Below are 15,085 nucleotides of genomic sequence, written 5' to 3'. Positions count from 1 at the left end.
GAGAGCATCAGCTTCATCACAGCACGATCACCTCATCACCGGGCTTGTCGGCATAGAGCTTCTCCACCAGCGCGGCGCGGCGTTCGAGGCCGGCGCGCTGGTTGATGTAGCCCTTGTCGGTGAGCTCATTGCCGTCGATCGACGGCGGCTCGGCCATCAGCATCGCACGCGCGATGCGCATGCTGCTGCCGGTGCAAGATGCATTGTGCGCCTGCAAGCCCTTCCTGAGGCAATCGACCACCTCGGGATGCCGGACCACGTCCTCGTAGCTCGCATCCGCATTGCCGACGAGCTGGCGGCAGGCATGCAGGTTGGGCCAGCACAGCAGGCCGATGAACTCACGATCCTGCCCCGCGACCAGCGCGTCATGCACGACCGGCGTCGCAGCTGATATAGCATCGGTGCGCAGTGAGCCGACATGGACGAAGGTGCCGGTCGTCAGCTTGAAATCCTCGACCACGCGGCCGGCAAAGATGATGCCCTGCAGCGGATCATCGGGATCGACGAACACGCCGGCATCGCCGATGCAGTAGAAGCCTTCCTCGTCGAACATCTTGGCCGTGAGGTCCGCCTGGCCGAAATAGCCCGGCGTGACGTTGACGCCGCGCAGCCGCAATTCATATTTCGAACCGCACGGCACCATCTTCAGCTCGACGCCGGGGAACGGCAGGCCGATCAGGCCGACGCGCTCGGTGTCCCAATAGGTGCCGGTCGAGGTCGGCGCGGTCTCGGTCGAGCCCCAGCCGGTGTAGAACACGATGCGCTCGCCCGTGGTCTTCACCGCCAGCGCCTGCATCCGGTCATAGAGATCGTCGGGCAGCCGGGCGCCGCCATAGGCCATGATCGAGAGGTTCTTGAAGAAGCTCGCGCACAGCGCCGCGTCCTTCTCCATCGCGGCCGCGAGCGCCGCATAGCCTGCCGGCACGTTGGCGTAATAGGTCGGCGACACCTCGCGCAGGTTCCTGATGGTCTCCTCGAGCTGGCCCGGCATCGGCCGGCCGTCGTCGATATAGAGCGTGCCGCCGTCGACAAGCACCGGATTGAAGGCGGCGTTGCCGCCCATGGTGTGATTCCACGGCATCCAGTCGAGCACGGTCGGGATCGGACCCGCCGTTTCACGCGGGCGTACCTGCATCATCATCGCCGCATTGGCGCACATCATCTGCTGGGTGTTGATGACGGCCTTGGGCATGCCGGTCGAGCCCGAGGTGAACAGCAGCTTGCCGACGGTTTCGGGCGTGATCTTCGCAATCGACGCGCCGACATCGGCCGTTACCCTCGTCGCCGCGAGCTCGGCGAAGCCCACGCTCTTGATGCCTTCGCAGGGACGCAGCACGTGAACGACGGTGATGCCGCTGAGGTCGATCGCCTTCAGCGCCTTCTCGAAGGTCGGGCCGTCCTGCACCATGACGACGGCGGGCTTGATCAGATTGAACAGATATTTGAGCTTGAGGTGATCCTGGCTCATCAGCGAATAGGCGGGCGACACCGGCGCCGCCGGCAGCCGTGCCTGCATCGCGGCCTGCGTCATCAGCGCGTGCTCGATCGAATTGCCTGAAAGGATCGCGACGGGCCGGCCATCGCCAATGCCGAGATCGAGCAGGCCTTGCGTCAGCGCATCGACGGTGCGCTTGGCTTCACCGTAGGAGACCTTGCGCCATTGCCGGTCGGGACCGCCGCGTTGCGCCAGCCAGATCCGCTCCGGCGCCTGCGCGGCCCATTTGGCGAGATAGGCCGGGATATGCGGTTCGTAGGCCTGCAGCGGAATCCGCGACTTCAGCACGACGGTACCGTCAGCGCGCCGCTCGACCGCGATGTCACGTGCGAGCCAGTCCACCTTGCGAAAGGCAAGCTTCGTCAGCATCGCCGCGTCTCCATCCATTTTGCGTCTCCCGGAATTCTTGTCCTTTTGAGGATCTGTTCTCAGCGCCTGATATAGACAGGCTTTCGTTTCTCGAGAAAGGCCTTGATGCCTTCCTGGAAATCTTCCGAGCGGCTGCACAGCACCTGATTGCGATCCTCCATCGCGATCACGGCCTCGATCGAGCCGGCATCGACGCTCATGTTGAGGCATTCCTTCGACAGGCGGAGACCGGTCGGCGAGGCCGTCATCATCGCCTCGACGTAAGGATTGGCCGCGACGTCGAGATCGGCCGCCTCGACCACCTCGGACACCAGGCCAACCGCAAGCGCGCGGTCGGCATGGATGAAGCGCCCGGTGAGGATCAATTCGGAGGCGACCGACACGCCGACGAGGCGCGGCAGGAAGTAGCTGGTGCCGATGTCGCAACCGCCCAGGCCGAGCTTGATGAAGGCGCAGTTCATCCGCGCGTTCTTGGCCGCGATGCGGATGTCGGCCGCGAGCGCCAGCGCGAAGCCGCCGCCGGCGGCCGCGCCCTGCACCAGCGCGATGATCGGCTGCGGACAGCGCCGCATCAGCATCACGATGTCGGCAATGCGGCGCTGCGAGTCGAGCGACTCCGTGACACCAGGCGGCTCGGCCTGGCCGCCGCGGCGCGCCATCGCGTGCTTGAGGTCGAGCCCGGCGCAGAAATTCGCGCCAGCGCCCTTCAACACCACGACGCGGGTGTCGCGATTGCGCTGCAGGCCCTGGAAATAGGTATTGAGCGCATCGATCAGCGCGGGATCGAGCGCGTTCAGGCTTTCGGGACGATTGAGCGTGACCCAATCGACTCCATCGTGATGTTCGATCAGCAGCGGCTGAGACACGCGCTTGGTCCTCCCGACCGTCGTCCCAGCCAAGCGAAGCGCGAGCCGGGACCCATAACCACAGGCTTTTGTTGTTTTGCGCGACGTCTGCCAGGTTTGCCTGTTACAGACGCCGCGGAGTATGGGTCCCTGCTCCAGCGCGCAATTGCGCGCAAGGCAGGGACGACAGTGGAACTCGCCGCTAGCGCGGGGCCATGCGGATGGCGCCGTCGAGGCGGATGGTTTCGCCGTTGAGCATCGGGTTCTCGACGATATGGACGGCGAGGTTGCCGTATTCGGAAGCATCGCCGAGGCGGGCCGGATGCGGCACCTGGGCACCCAGGCTCTTGCGGGCTTCCTCGTTGAGACCCATCAGCAGCGGCGTCAGGAACAGGCCGGGTGCAATGGTGTTGACGCGGATCTTCAGGCTGGCGAGGTCGCGCGCGGCCGGCAGCGTGAGGCCGACGACACCGCCCTTCGAGGCCGAATAGGCGATCTGGCCGATCTGGCCTTCATAGGCCGCGACCGACGCGGTGTTGATCGCGACGCCGCGCTCCTCGCCGATCGGGGCTTCGGTGGCGAGGCGCTCGGCGAACAGGCGCAGCACGTTGAAGGTGCCGATCAAATTGACGTTGATGATGCGGACGAACTTTGCCAGCGGATAGACGCCGTCCTTGCCGACGATGCGCTGCGAGCCGCCGATGCCGGCGCAGTTCATCAGCACGCGCGCGATGCCGTGCGCGGCCTCGGCCTTGGCGATCGCCGCCTTGATCGCTTCCTCGTCGGTGACGTCGGCGTGCAGGGCAACGCCCTTCACTTCGGCGGCGACCTTCTCGGCGTTTTCCTTGTTCTGGTCGATCACGCCGATCTTGGCGCCCTTGGCGGCCATGGCGCGCGCGGTGGCGGCACCGAGGCCGGAGCCACCGCCGGTGATGAGAACGGCAACGTCTTTCAACTGCATGGGAACAACCTTTCCTTGGGCGTTTCTTCTCTAGACTTGTTATGGCGAATGGTGAGCAGCGAATGGCGAGTGGAAAAGATGACCTCTCCCAATCCGCTACTCGCTATTCGCCATCCGCGATTCCTTCGCTTCCAGCACGCCGCCGAAGATCAAGGCTTCCATGTGCCTGATGTATTCGCGGCAGACCTCGTCGGTGACCGGACCGACACCGACCGCGCGCGACATCGCGTGGCGGCCGAAGAACAGGTGATCGCAGGCGCCGATCAGGCTGGTGTAGAACAGCACCGGATCGATCTTGCGGAATTCGCCGGCCTTGATGCCCTCGGCGAGCAGCCGGCGGTGAAAATCCAAAAGCGGCGCGACGAAGAATTTCGACACCTCGTTCGCGGCGGCAGTCGAGCTCTCGTGCAGGAGATAATGGATCAGCCGGTTCATATAGGGGAACTGGTGATAGGCGCGGATGATGCCGCCGATATGCAGCCGCAGTTTCGCGGACGGCGTGATCGGCTGCGCCAGGAGATATTCGAGTTGCGATATCTCGGTGGCGGCGTCGCGCGCGAGCAGCGCCAGCAACAGCCCGTCCTTGTTGCCGAAATGATATTTCACGAGCGCGGCGTTGACGCCCGACTTCTGGGCGATGTCGGACAGCGAAACCTCGATCGAGGCGCGCTCGATCATCAGCTCGCTGGCTGCGACCAATAGCTTGTCGGCAGTGGCATTTTTGCCGGCCGGAAGTTTCGTCGGTACGCTGGTGTTCAACTGCGCTCTGGTCCCGCTCTGTGTCCCCGGCTGTTTCTTGGCTCGCCGGTAAATCGAGGCCGCACATAAGCCCATGGCGGGGCTGCACTCAAGAGTTAATTGATTGATTGACTAAATGCTGAGCCGCCCCTTAAATCCGGCCCAGCTTTGAAACCGCCCAATCCAGAAACACCAGGGAGATCAGACATGGCCGAGGCATATATCGTCGCCGCCGCCCGCACCGCCGGCGGCCGCAAGGGAGGGCGTCTTTCCGGTTGGCATCCGGCCGATCTGGCCGCGACCGTGCTCGATGCGCTGGTCGAACGATCAGGTGCCGACCCGGCGCAGGTCGAGGACGTGATCATGGGCTGCGTGATGCAGGCCGGCGAGCAGTCCAACAACGTCGCGCGCAACGCGGTGATGGCCTCGAAGCTGCCGGAGAGCGTGCCCGCGACCTCGATCGACCGCCAGTGCGGCTCCTCGCAGCAGGCGCTGCACTTCGCGGCGCAGGCCGTGATGAGCGGCACCATGGACTGCGTGATCGCGGCCGGCGTGGAATCGATGACCCGCGTGCCGATGGGCCTCGCCTCCTCGCTGCCCGCCAAGAACGGCTTCGGCCACTACAAGAGCCCGGGCATCGAGGCGAAGTATCCCAACATCGTGTTCAGCCAGTTCACCGGCGCGGAGATGATGGCCGAGAAGTACGGCCTGTCGAAGGACGAACTCGACGAATATTCCTACAACAGCCATCAGCGCGCGATCGCGGCAACGCAAGCCGGCCACTTCAAGGACGAGATCGTGCCGGTGACAATCACCCGCGCCGACGGCTCGACCGACACCCACCACATCGACGAAGGCATCCGCTTCGACGCCAGCCTCGACGGCATCAAGGGCGTCAAGCTGATCGCCGAGAACGGCAAGCTGACCGCGGCCAGCGCCAGCCAGATCTGCGACGGCGCATCCGGCGTGATGGTCGTCAACGAGAAGGGCCTCAAGGCGCTCGGCGTCAAGCCGATGGCGCGCATCCATCACCTCACCATGATGGGCGGCGACCCCGTGATCATGCTGGAAGCGCCGCTGCCGGCAACCCAGCGCGCGCTGCAGAAGGCCGGCATGACAATCGACGACATCGACCTGTTCGAGGTCAATGAGGCCTTCGCCTCGGTGCCGACCGCGTGGCTGAAGACCACCGGCGCCGATCCGGCCCGGCTCAACGTCAATGGCGGCGCGATCGCGCTCGGCCATCCGCTCGGCGGCTCCGGCACCAAGCTGATGACGACGCTGCTGCATGCCCTGAAGCAGCGCAACAAGCGCTACGGCCTGCAGACCATGTGCGAAGGCGGCGGCATGGCGAATGTGACGATTGTCGAGCGGCTGTAAGAAGCGTTCGATTAGGTCCGAAGGGCCTCCACGAAAAAAGTGTCGTCCCGGCCTAGTGCGCAATTGCGCACGGGAGCCGGGACCCATAACCACAGCCGTTTGTGGTTAGGCCCGGCTGGGGCCACAACCCAGTCCAACAACAAAAATCGGTGGTTATGGGTCCCGGCTCCCGTGCGCAATTGCGCACTAGGCCGGGACGACCACTATTGATGCTCCGAGGAAACACAATGACTCATCCGTCCATCCACGCGCGCAACCATCCGAACAAGATCGCCTATCGGATGGCGGCGTCCGGCAAGGCGATCACCTATCGCGAGCTCGACGAGCTCTCGAACCAGGGCGCGCATCTGTTCCGCTCGCTCGGCCTGAAGGCCGGTGACCACATCGCGCTACTGATGGAAAACCGCCTCGCCTTCATGGAGATCTGCTGGGCGGCGCAGCGCTCGGGGCTCTATTACACCGCGATCAGCCGCTACCTGACCGAAGAGGAGATCGCCTACATCATCAAAGACTGCGGAGCCAAGGTATTCATCACCACGCCGCAGTGCGCCGACAAGGTGAAGGGCCTGATCAAGGGCGAGGCGGGCGAGCCGCTGTTCTACATGATGGACGAGCCGGCCCCTGGCTTCCGCTCCTACGACAAGGAGGCCGCCGCGCAGCCGAACACGCCGGTTGCCGACGAGGTCGCCGGCTACGACATGCTGTATTCCTCCGGCACCACCGGCCGGCCCAAGGGCATCAAGAGGGAGTTCGAGGGCAACCGGATTGACGTGCCGAGCCCGTTCCTGCGGATTCTCACCGCCGACATGTGCGGCATGAATGCCGACAGCATCTATCTGTCGCCGGCGCCGCTCTATCACGCGGCCCCCCTGCGCTTCAACATGATGGCAACGGTGCTGGGCGGCACCTCCGTCATCATGGAGCATTTCGACGCCGAGGAATTTCTGAAGCAGGTCGAGAAGCACAAGGTGACGCAGTCGCAGCTGGTGCCGACCATGTTCGTGCGCATGCTGAAGCTGCCCGACGAGGTACGCGCCCGCTACAAGATCTCATCGCTGAAGGGCGCGATCCACGCCGCGGCGCCCTGCCCGGTCGACGTCAAGGCGAAGATGATCGAGTGGTGGGGGCCGATCCTGATCGAGTATTACGCCGGCTCCGAAGGCAACGGCGTCACGGTCTCGACCTCGCAGCAATGGCTCACCCACCGCGGCACGGTCGGCCGCGCCGTGGTCGGCAAGGTCAAGATTCTGGACGAGAACGACGAGGAGGCGCCGACCGGGCAGATCGGCCAGGTCTATTTCGCCGACGCGCCCGCGTTCACCTATCACAACGATCCCGAGAAGACGAAGAAGGCCTACAACGCCAAGGGCTGGTCGACGCTCGGCGACGTCGGCTACCTCGACGAAGAGGGCTTCCTCTATCTCACCGACCGCAAGAGCTACATGATCATCTCCGGCGGCGTGAACATCTATCCGCAGGAGACCGAGGACGTGCTGATCACGCATCCCGCGGTCTCCGACGTCGCGGTGTTCGGCGTGCCGAACGAGGAGATGGGCGAAGAGGTCAAGGCCGTGGTGCAGCCGCACGACATCACCAGGGCCGGCAAGGAGCTCGAGGCCGAGCTGATCGCATTCTGCCGCCAGCATCTGTCGCCGATCAAATGCCCGAAGAGCATCGATTTCGAGCAAGAGCTGCCGCGCACCCCGACGGGCAAGCTGGTGAAGCGGCATCTGCGTGACCGCTATTGGCCGAAGGCGTCAGCCAAGGCGTGATTCCTCTTATCCTCCCCTGGAGGGGAGGATCGGTTCGCATGGAATGCGAACCGAGGTGGGATGAAAGTCCCTCGTATCGGTGACTTGCCGTGTTGAGAGATCACCCCACCCCGCCTCACATCTCGCTTCGCTCGCTGTGAGCCGACCCTCCCCCTCCAGGGGAGGGTGAAGGATGGACAACGCTTCTAGCGTTATGCAGCACTACAAGTCCTCCGCCGGTCCGCATGCCACCGACGCCGCAGCACGCAGGTGCAGTTGGCCGTGCTTGCCTGATGCCGTGCTGGTCCATTGCGCGTCGATCTGCTGAAAATCTTCCGACAGCTTGCCGCGATGGCTGCCGTCGGTCTCGAACGCTCCATTGCCATCGGGCGATTGTTCAAAGATCTCGACCTCGAGATCGGACAGCCGGATGAACATCTGCACGCCGATCCTGGTCACGTGACGGCCGACCTCATATGAACCGCAGCCGCGTGCCTCCGCATTCTGCTCGTTCAGGGCCTGCACCTTGTCGAAGGTGATGACGACGTTCTGCACCGTGTTGTCGCCATCCCACAGGAATTCGCCGATATAGGCGCGCGGCAATTTTTCGGTGAGCTCCTTGATGTCGGCCGCACGGACCGCAGGCATCAGCACCAGGCCGGCGGCTACGATCATCAGGCCGAGACGCGACATCCAGCCGGGCAGCTCTGCAATCCTCGCGTGGCGCATGCGGTATGCATCCCGTGGCCAAAGTTGCTATCGTGAATCAATGGCCGCCAGCATACAGCAAAATGCGCTGGTTCTGCGGCGATGCCCAACAGGTGATCTGCACGATGGAAACGCTCCCCGACGTCCCGCTCCCCGCCACCATCCGCTCACGTTATGTCGACGGGATCAACGGCCTGCGGATGCATGTGCTGGAGGCGGGCTTCGAAACAGCCGGCCGGCCCTGCCTGTTGCTGCTGCACGGCTTTCCGGAGCTGGCGTTTTCCTGGCGCAAGGTGATGCCGAAGCTCGCCGCGGCCGGCTATCACGTGATCGCGCCGGACCAGCGCGGCTATGGCCGCACCACAGGCTGGAGCGCGGATTATGACGGCGACCTCACATCATTCCGCCTGCCCAATCTGGTGCGCGATGCGCTCGGGCTGGTCGCAGCGTTCGGCTACACGCACGTCGATGCCGTGATCGGGCACGATTTCGGCTCGTCGGTCGCGGCATGGTGCGCGCTGATCCGCCCCGACGTGTTCCGCGCTGTCGTCATGATGAGCGCGCCGTTCGGAGGAACGCCGTCGCTGCCGTTCAACACCGCAAGTGAGCCCGCGAACCCCGTGAGCGAGGACCCCGTGCATCGCGAGCTGGCGGTGCTGCCGCGTCCGCGCAAGCACTACCAATGGTACTATTCGACACGTCCGGCCAATGCCGACATGCATCGCGCCCCACAGGGCGTGCACGACTTCCTGCGCGCCTACTACCATCACAAGAGCGCGGACTGGAAAGACAACAAGCCTTATCCGCTGCAATCCTGGTCGGCGGGGGAGCTGGCCAAACTGCCGACCTACTATGTGATGGACCTCGCCAAGGACATGGCTGCGACGGTGGCCGAGGAGATGCCGTCGCGCGAGGCGATCGCCGCCAACGCATGGCTGCCGGACCGCGACCTCGCCTATTACAGCGCGGAGTATCAGCGCACGGGATTCCAGGGCGGGCTGCAATGGTATCGCTGCGGGACGTCAGGCGCGTTCACTCCGGAATTGCAAACCTGGAGCGGCCGCAGCATCGACCAGCCGTCCGCATTCATCTCGGGCAAGCAGGATTGGGGCACCTATCAGCGGCCCGGCGTGTTCGAGACGATGCAGACCAGGGCCTGTACCAAAATGATCGGCTGCCATCTGGTCGACGGCGCCGGCCACTGGGTGCAGCAGGAGCAGCCGGACGAAGTGAGCCGGCTGCTGCTTCAGTTCCTCGCGCGTGCAAGCTAGAGCCACTTCGGTTCTGATCGAATCAGTCGCTCTAGATTCTTGTTTTGGCAGGTTTTCTTTGCGCGAATCGGCATCCGTCCCGTGTCAGATGCGGGTGCCTGCCGCCACGATCCCGTCACAGGGCGTTAATGCGCGGTTCACGAAACATTGGGCAATGATTGGCGTTGCTACAAACCGGCGCTCGGTCCGGCGACTTTTTGAGGAGAGCAAAGATGGATAGGAAAATCGCTGGACTTCTGGGAGCGGTGGCCGCGTTCGGCGCGGTCGGTGCCGCCGAAGCTGCGCCTGGGCCGAACCCGGCCGACGTTCTGCAGGCGAACTCATACGCGGACCTGCTGGAGCCGATCTCGAACGCCTCCGCAAAGCTGCAGGCGCTCGACGAGGCTGCGCCCGCTCCGGTCCGCGAGAACGTGCAGCTTGCGCAGTACTACCACCACCACCATCACCACCACCACCATCATCACGGCTACTATCGCCGCGACTACTACGACCGCCCGGTCATCGTGGTGCCGCGCTATCGGCGCTACCACCATCACCATCATCACCACCATCACCATCACAGCTTCTACCGTCGCGATTACTGAGCGATGGCGACCGATCGGCGATACCACAACGGGGCCCGCGGGCCCCGTTGTTTTGTCAACCATGATGCGGCATCTCGCTCAATCGTTGCGCGCCTTCTCCTTTGCGGCGCGGTGCAGATGGCGATATGTGCCGTCGAACACCGTGTCCGATGACGACGTCCATTCCGTTCCGGCGGCCAGTTTGGGCCGATTGTTGTAGATGCGGCGCGCCTGCAATTCGCGTTCGGCGGCCTCCTCCTCGCCCATCTGCTCGAGCTGAAAGTTCGCTTCCTCGGGAATCACGATGATCTGGGCGAACGGCTCGTTCGGCCGGAAAATGTGGGTGCGCCCTTCCGCCGGCGCCTTGAACACCGTGAAGAACATCATCGGCCACCAATTGCGCACGAGCGCAGGAACGGCGATCGGCACGGTGTCGGAGCGATCGGTGTAGAAGCGCGGATGCGGTTCGGTACGGATCGCCATGCCCTTCTCGACCTTGAGATCGAGCAATATCTGATAGGTGTAGAACGCGTCGCCGAAATTCCGGAACGGCGGCCACTGCACGCCGCTGTCCGGCGGCTCACCCCAGTCGGCGTCGAGTTGTAACCTTCCGTCCTTCGTGGTGACGTGCAGCTCGAAATCATAGGGATAGAACAGCTCGATCCCGTATTGCGCGCCTTCCGAGAACGGCACGCAATGCCAGACCTGCTCGCGCGAACCATCGCTGCGCGGCTCACGGTTGCCGGCCCAGCCCGGAATCTCGAGTTTCGTCCGCCGCGGCGCCAGTCGCGCATCATTCAGACGGAATTTGACGGTGTCCATGGCATCCTCTCGTGCACAGCAGGAACTCGAACGGACGTAGCACAGCCTAGTTCCCCTGATCTTGATCACGAACGGGCAGAGACGCACCCATCCAGGATTGACCTCGGCCTGACGAGCAAATATTAGAATTATTCTAATTCTAAACTCCGTAAACAAGGCGTTGCCGTGAAGAATTTCGCCGATTTGACCGAACGCGAGGTGCTGGCGGTCGCGATTGCCTCCGAGGAGGAGGACAGCCGCATCTATATGTCCTTCGCCGAGGACCTCACCGAACGCTATCCAGATACCGCAAAGATCTTCGAGGAGATGGCGGAGGAAGAGCGCGGCCATCGCCACCGTCTGCTCGAAACCTACGAGCAGCGCTTCGGCCCGCATCTGCCACCGATCCGGCGCGAGGACGTCAAAGGCTTTCTGCGCCGGCGCCCGATCTGGCTGACCAAGAACCTGCCGCTAGACACCATCCGCAAGGAAGTCGAGACCATGGAGCTGGAGGCCGAGCGCTTCTATGCCCGCGCCGCCGAAAGGGCCGAAGATGTCGGCGTGCGCCGGCTGCTCGGCGATCTCGCCGAGGAGGAGAAGGGCCACGAGAAGCTCGCCGTCCGCCTGACCGGCGAGATCCTCAAGCCCGACGTGCGCGCGGAGGAAGACCGCACGCGGCGGCGAATGTTCGTGCTGCAATATGTGCAGCCGGGCCTCGCCGGACTGATGGACGGCTCGGTCTCGACCTTGGCGCCGCTGTTCGCCGCCGCCTTCGCCACGCATCACAACTGGCAGACCTTTCTGGTCGGCCTTGCGGCCTCGATCGGCGCCGGCATTAGCATGGGCTTTGCGGAAGCGCTGTCCGACGACGGCTCGCTGACCGGCCGCGGCTCGCCCTGGCTGCGGGGCATCACCTGCGGATTGATGACGACGCTCGGAGGTCTCGGCCACACCATTCCCTATCTGGTGCCCGACGCCTGGCCGAACGCATTCTGGATCGCGACTGCGATCGCCGGCATCGTGGTGTTCTTCGAGTTGTGGGCGATCGCCTTCATCCGCTCGCGCTACATGGATACGCCGTTCCTGCAGGCGGTGTTCCAGATCGTGCTCGGCGGCGCGATCGTGCTCGCGGTCGGCATATTGATCGGCGCGGCGTAGCGCGGAATCGAGGTATCCGATGTCCCGTCTCCGCAAACATCGCGTTCTGGCCGGCACAGCATTGACCATGCTGGGCGCGCTCGGATGCAGCGGTCGCGCGCAGGCGACCGACGAGATCCAAGTCTACAATGCCGGCATCGCGGCGGTCGGCCAGTTCACCATCCAGCAGCATCTCAACTATGTCGGCATCGGGCAGAAGGATCCGCCCTTCCCCGGCGGCTTTCCCTCCAAGGGCAGCCTCAACGGCACGCCGGAGTTTGCCTATGGCATGACCGATTGGTGGGAGCTCGGGCTCTATCTGCCGTTTGCCGTGCAGGACCGGCAATTCCTGTCCGACGCATTCAAGCTACGCACGCTGTTCGTCTCGCCGAACGCCGACAAGCGCAATTTGTTCTACGGCATCAATTTCGAGCTGAGCTACCAGATGCCGAAATTCGCACAGACCCGCTGGGGCCTTGAGATCCGGCCGATCATCGGCGTGCGCAACGCGGACTATGAATTCATCGTCAATCCGATTGTCGACGTCGGTTTCGGCAAATACGGCGAGGCGGACTTCGCTCCCGCCGCTCGTGTGGCGCGCAAGCTCAACAATGATGTGTATGTCGGCCTCGAATACTACGCCGATTTCGGCAAGATCGGCGCCTTCAGCCCGCTCGCCGAGCAGCAGCACACATTGTTCGCGGTGACCGACTTCAAGGTGGGCGACGTCGACATCGACTTCGGCGTCGGCTACGGCCTGACGCGGGCATCCGACCGGCTCGTCGTCAAGACCATCATCGGATACGCCTTCCCGGTGCCCGGGACCAAGGAGAGCAGCGAGCGCGCCAGCGCGAGCGGCCCCATCAATCCAATGGCGCATCTGTCCGCGCGCAGCACGCCTTATTAGGCGCGCGTCAGCATCCGGCAGAGCCCGATGATCACGATCGCGTTAGGCGATGTGTGACGTCGACGCGCCGCGCCAGCGCAATTGCGATCAAGCCGGTCTTGCCCGCCCGCTCCATTCTGCGCATGATCGCCGCCAAAATCAGGGAGCACGCCGTGGCCAAATCGCAATACAGTTTCAAGACCGCCGTCGAACTGTCGAAAGCCCTGCACAACAAGCAGGTCTCCGCCGTCGAGCTCGCAGAAGACGCGATCGGCCGCATCGAGCGCCATGACGGCAAGGTCAACGCGGTTTGCGTGCGCGATTTCGAGCGCGGCCTCGCTGCGGCCCGCGCTGCCGATGCCGCGATCGCGCGCGGCGAGCACAAGCCGTTGCTCGGCATTCCCATGACGGTGAAGGAATCCTTCAACGTCGCCGGATTGCCGACCACCTGGGGCTTCCCGCCGCAAAAGGATTTCGTGCCGGCGGAAGACGCGCTCGCGATCACGCGGGTGAAGGACGCCGGCGGCGTCATCCTCGGCAAGACCAACGTGCCGGTCGCCCTCGCCGACTGGCAGAGCTACAACGAGATCTACGGCACCACCAACAACCCCTACGACCTCGGCCGCACGCCGGGCGGCTCCTCCGGCGGATCGTCGGCGGCGCTTGCCGCGGGCTACGGCGCATTGTCGCTCGGCTCCGACATCGGCGGCTCGCTGCGCGTGCCGGGATTCCACTGCGGTATCTATGCGCACAAGCCGACCTTCGATCTGCTGGCGTCTCGCGGCCACACCGCGCCGCCGGCGCCGCCGCTGATCTACGAGCGTGACCTTGCGGTGATCGGCCCGATGGCGCGCGGCGCGGCCGACCTCGCGCTGCTGCTCGATGTGATGGCCGGCCCCGACCCGCTCGATACCGGTAAGGCCTATCGTCTCGAGCTGCCCGCGGCGCGCCACACGAGCCTGAAGGATTTCCACATCCTCGTCATCGACACCGATCCGGTGCTGCCGACCGACAGGGCAGTTCGCGGCAGCATCGACAAGCTCGCCAGCAATCTCGACAAGGCCGGCGCGAAGATATCGCGTTCGAGCCCGCTGCTGCCCGATTTCGCGTCCTCCTCGCGACTCTATATGCGGATGCTGCTATCGTTCCTCGCAGCTAGCTTCCCGCCGGAGGTCTATGCCGGCGCCTGCGCAGCTGCGGCGGCGCTGCCGGCCAGCGATAACAGCCTGGGTGCCGAGCGGTTGCGCGGCATCGCGCTCAGCCATCGCGACTGGGTGCAGTCAACCTACGCCCGCGCGCGGCTGCGCGCGCAATGGCGCGAGCTGTTCAAATCGTTCGACGCCGTGATCTGTCCGATCATGCCGACGCCGGCCTATCCGCACGATCATTCGCCGGACCAGGAGCAGCGGCGAATCCTGATCGACGGTGAACCGCACGTCTACACCGACCAGCTCGCCTGGCCCGGCATCGCAACGCTGCCCGGCCTGCCTTCGACTGCGATCCCGACCGGCTTTGCGCCCGACGGACTGCCGGTCGGCGTGCAGATCGTCGGTCCCATGCTGGAAGACCGCACGCCGCTGAAGCTCGCAGAGCTGATCGAGCGCGAGTTTGGCGGCTTCGTGCCGCCGAAGATGTTCGACGATTAGGTGGGTTGCTGCCGTCATTGCGAGCGAAGCGAGGCAATCCATATAGCAACGTACGCGGAACGATGGATTGCTTCGTCGCTCCGCTCCTCGCAATGACGACAACAGGGAGAACACCAATGAGCAAGGACCTCGAAGAGCTGACAAAGCTCAACAAGGATTACGTCGACTCAGTTCAGAACTGCGACGTCAAGCGTTTCGATGAAATCCTGGCGCAGGACTTCTACTGCACCAATCCCGACAAGAGCCTGGTCGATCGCGCCGCCTTCCTGAAGCAGACGGCGATCCCGGTGAAGATCAAGGGACTGAAGGCCGAGGACGTCAAGATCCGCATCCTCGGCGATTTCGCCATCATCCACGCCCAGACCAGCTACACCGGCGCGGACGGTGAGCCCGCGCACGGCCGCTACACCGATTGCTGGGCACGGCAGAACGGGAAATGGCTCGCGGTGTCTGCGCACGTCGCACGGTGAACGATTCAGGTGTCGTCCCGGCGCAGGCCGGGACCCATAACCACCGCCATCTGTGGCGAGTAAA

At 64.1% G+C, this 15,085-nt stretch carries 14 protein-coding genes; 8 read left to right on the top strand and 6 right to left on the bottom strand.

The window, feature by feature from the left end; translation table 11 throughout:
- Positions 1-16: 16 nt before the first annotated feature.
- From AAFG13_RS29695 to AAFG13_RS29680, 4 genes are all read right to left on the bottom strand, one after another.
- On the bottom strand, positions 17-1,882 hold the full coding sequence (locus AAFG13_RS29695) for an AMP-binding protein (protein ID WP_342709028.1): 1,866 nt from the start codon (positions 1,880-1,882) through the stop codon (positions 17-19).
- 41 nt (positions 1,883-1,923) lie between these two features.
- Entirely contained in the window at positions 1,924-2,730 is an 807-nt protein-coding gene (locus AAFG13_RS29690; protein WP_342709027.1) for an enoyl-CoA hydratase/isomerase family protein, read from the bottom strand.
- A gap of 181 nt (positions 2,731-2,911) precedes the next feature.
- Positions 2,912-3,670: an SDR family NAD(P)-dependent oxidoreductase gene (locus AAFG13_RS29685; protein ID WP_066513200.1), complete on the bottom strand. Its 759-nt coding sequence runs from the start codon at positions 3,668-3,670 to the stop codon at positions 2,912-2,914.
- A gap of 96 nt (positions 3,671-3,766) precedes the next feature.
- Entirely contained in the window at positions 3,767-4,429 is a 663-nt protein-coding gene (locus tag AAFG13_RS29680) for a TetR family transcriptional regulator (RefSeq protein ID WP_212311759.1), read from the bottom strand.
- Positions 4,430-4,615: 186 nt separating this feature from the next.
- Between AAFG13_RS29680 and AAFG13_RS29675 the strand changes: the two genes are divergently transcribed.
- Entirely contained in the window at positions 4,616-5,788 is a 1,173-nt protein-coding gene (locus AAFG13_RS29675; RefSeq protein ID WP_229170284.1) for an acetyl-CoA C-acetyltransferase, read from the top strand.
- Positions 5,789-6,015: 227 nt separating this feature from the next.
- Complete coding sequence (locus AAFG13_RS29670) at positions 6,016-7,560, top strand: acyl-CoA synthetase (RefSeq protein ID WP_342709026.1); 1,545 nt, start codon at positions 6,016-6,018, stop codon at positions 7,558-7,560.
- Positions 7,561-7,761: 201 nt separating this feature from the next.
- Here the strand turns inward: AAFG13_RS29670 and AAFG13_RS29665 are convergent, their stop codons facing one another.
- Positions 7,762-8,268, bottom strand: a complete 507-nt coding sequence (locus tag AAFG13_RS29665) for a hypothetical protein (protein WP_212311762.1) — start codon at positions 8,266-8,268, stop codon at positions 7,762-7,764.
- A gap of 104 nt (positions 8,269-8,372) precedes the next feature.
- Between AAFG13_RS29665 and AAFG13_RS29660 the strand changes: the two genes are divergently transcribed.
- Positions 8,373-9,518, top strand: a complete 1,146-nt coding sequence (locus tag AAFG13_RS29660; protein WP_342713423.1) for an alpha/beta hydrolase — start codon at positions 8,373-8,375, stop codon at positions 9,516-9,518.
- A 212-nt stretch (positions 9,519-9,730) separates the two neighbouring features.
- Positions 9,731-10,102 carry a hypothetical protein gene (locus AAFG13_RS29655; RefSeq protein ID WP_163155478.1) on the top strand — a complete coding sequence of 124 codons (372 nt, stop codon included), beginning with the start codon at positions 9,731-9,733 and terminating at the stop codon, positions 10,100-10,102.
- A gap of 78 nt (positions 10,103-10,180) precedes the next feature.
- On the opposite strand, the gene AAFG13_RS29650 is transcribed toward AAFG13_RS29655, so the two are convergent.
- Complete coding sequence (locus tag AAFG13_RS29650) at positions 10,181-10,903, bottom strand: hypothetical protein (protein WP_176528698.1); 723 nt, start codon at positions 10,901-10,903, stop codon at positions 10,181-10,183.
- Between the two features lie 165 nt (positions 10,904-11,068).
- Here AAFG13_RS29650 and mbfA point away from each other — a divergent pair, with 165 nt between their 5' ends.
- The 4 genes from mbfA to AAFG13_RS29630 all read left to right on the top strand — a co-directional run bounded on the left by mbfA (position 11,069) and on the right by AAFG13_RS29630 (position 15,021).
- Positions 11,069-12,040 carry an iron exporter MbfA gene (gene mbfA, locus AAFG13_RS29645; protein ID WP_212311764.1) on the top strand — a complete coding sequence of 324 codons (972 nt, stop codon included), beginning with the start codon at positions 11,069-11,071 and terminating at the stop codon, positions 12,038-12,040.
- A gap of 19 nt (positions 12,041-12,059) precedes the next feature.
- The gene (locus tag AAFG13_RS29640; RefSeq protein WP_342709024.1) at positions 12,060-12,926 is read left to right on the top strand and encodes a hypothetical protein; all 867 of its coding nucleotides are present in this window, start codon (positions 12,060-12,062) and stop codon (positions 12,924-12,926) included.
- A gap of 152 nt (positions 12,927-13,078) precedes the next feature.
- Positions 13,079-14,551 carry an amidase gene (locus AAFG13_RS29635; RefSeq protein WP_342709023.1) on the top strand — a complete coding sequence of 491 codons (1,473 nt, stop codon included), beginning with the start codon at positions 13,079-13,081 and terminating at the stop codon, positions 14,549-14,551.
- A 116-nt stretch (positions 14,552-14,667) separates the two neighbouring features.
- On the top strand, positions 14,668-15,021 hold the full coding sequence (locus AAFG13_RS29630) for a nuclear transport factor 2 family protein (RefSeq protein ID WP_212311766.1): 354 nt from the start codon (positions 14,668-14,670) through the stop codon (positions 15,019-15,021).
- The last annotated feature ends 64 nt before the right edge of the window (positions 15,022-15,085 follow it).

The sequence above is a fragment of the Bradyrhizobium sp. B124 genome (assembly GCF_038967635.1).
GTDB lineage: Bacteria > Pseudomonadota > Alphaproteobacteria > Rhizobiales > Xanthobacteraceae > Bradyrhizobium.
The sequence above is the reverse complement of the archived record's forward strand: the minus strand, read 5'-3'. Positions and strand labels throughout refer to the sequence as shown.

Coding starts and splice junctions, on each gene's coding strand:
- AAFG13_RS29695 (WP_342709028.1), bottom strand. CDS start 1,882: ATGGATGGAGACGCGGCGATGCTGACGAAGCTTGCCTTTCGCAAGGTG.
- AAFG13_RS29675 (WP_229170284.1), top strand. CDS start 4,616: ATGGCCGAGGCATATATCGTCGCCGCCGCCCGCACCGCCGGCGGCCGC.
- AAFG13_RS29685 (WP_066513200.1), bottom strand. CDS start 3,670: ATGCAGTTGAAAGACGTTGCCGTTCTCATCACCGGCGGTGGCTCCGGC.
- AAFG13_RS29670 (WP_342709026.1), top strand. CDS start 6,016: ATGACTCATCCGTCCATCCACGCGCGCAACCATCCGAACAAGATCGCC.
- AAFG13_RS29665 (WP_212311762.1), bottom strand. CDS start 8,268: ATGCGCCACGCGAGGATTGCAGAGCTGCCCGGCTGGATGTCGCGTCTC.
- AAFG13_RS29630 (WP_212311766.1), top strand. CDS start 14,668: ATGAGCAAGGACCTCGAAGAGCTGACAAAGCTCAACAAGGATTACGTC.
- AAFG13_RS29660 (WP_342713423.1), top strand. CDS start 8,373: ATGGAAACGCTCCCCGACGTCCCGCTCCCCGCCACCATCCGCTCACGT.
- AAFG13_RS29640 (WP_342709024.1), top strand. CDS start 12,060: ATGTCCCGTCTCCGCAAACATCGCGTTCTGGCCGGCACAGCATTGACC.
- AAFG13_RS29655 (WP_163155478.1), top strand. CDS start 9,731: ATGGATAGGAAAATCGCTGGACTTCTGGGAGCGGTGGCCGCGTTCGGC.
- AAFG13_RS29650 (WP_176528698.1), bottom strand. CDS start 10,903: ATGGACACCGTCAAATTCCGTCTGAATGATGCGCGACTGGCGCCGCGG.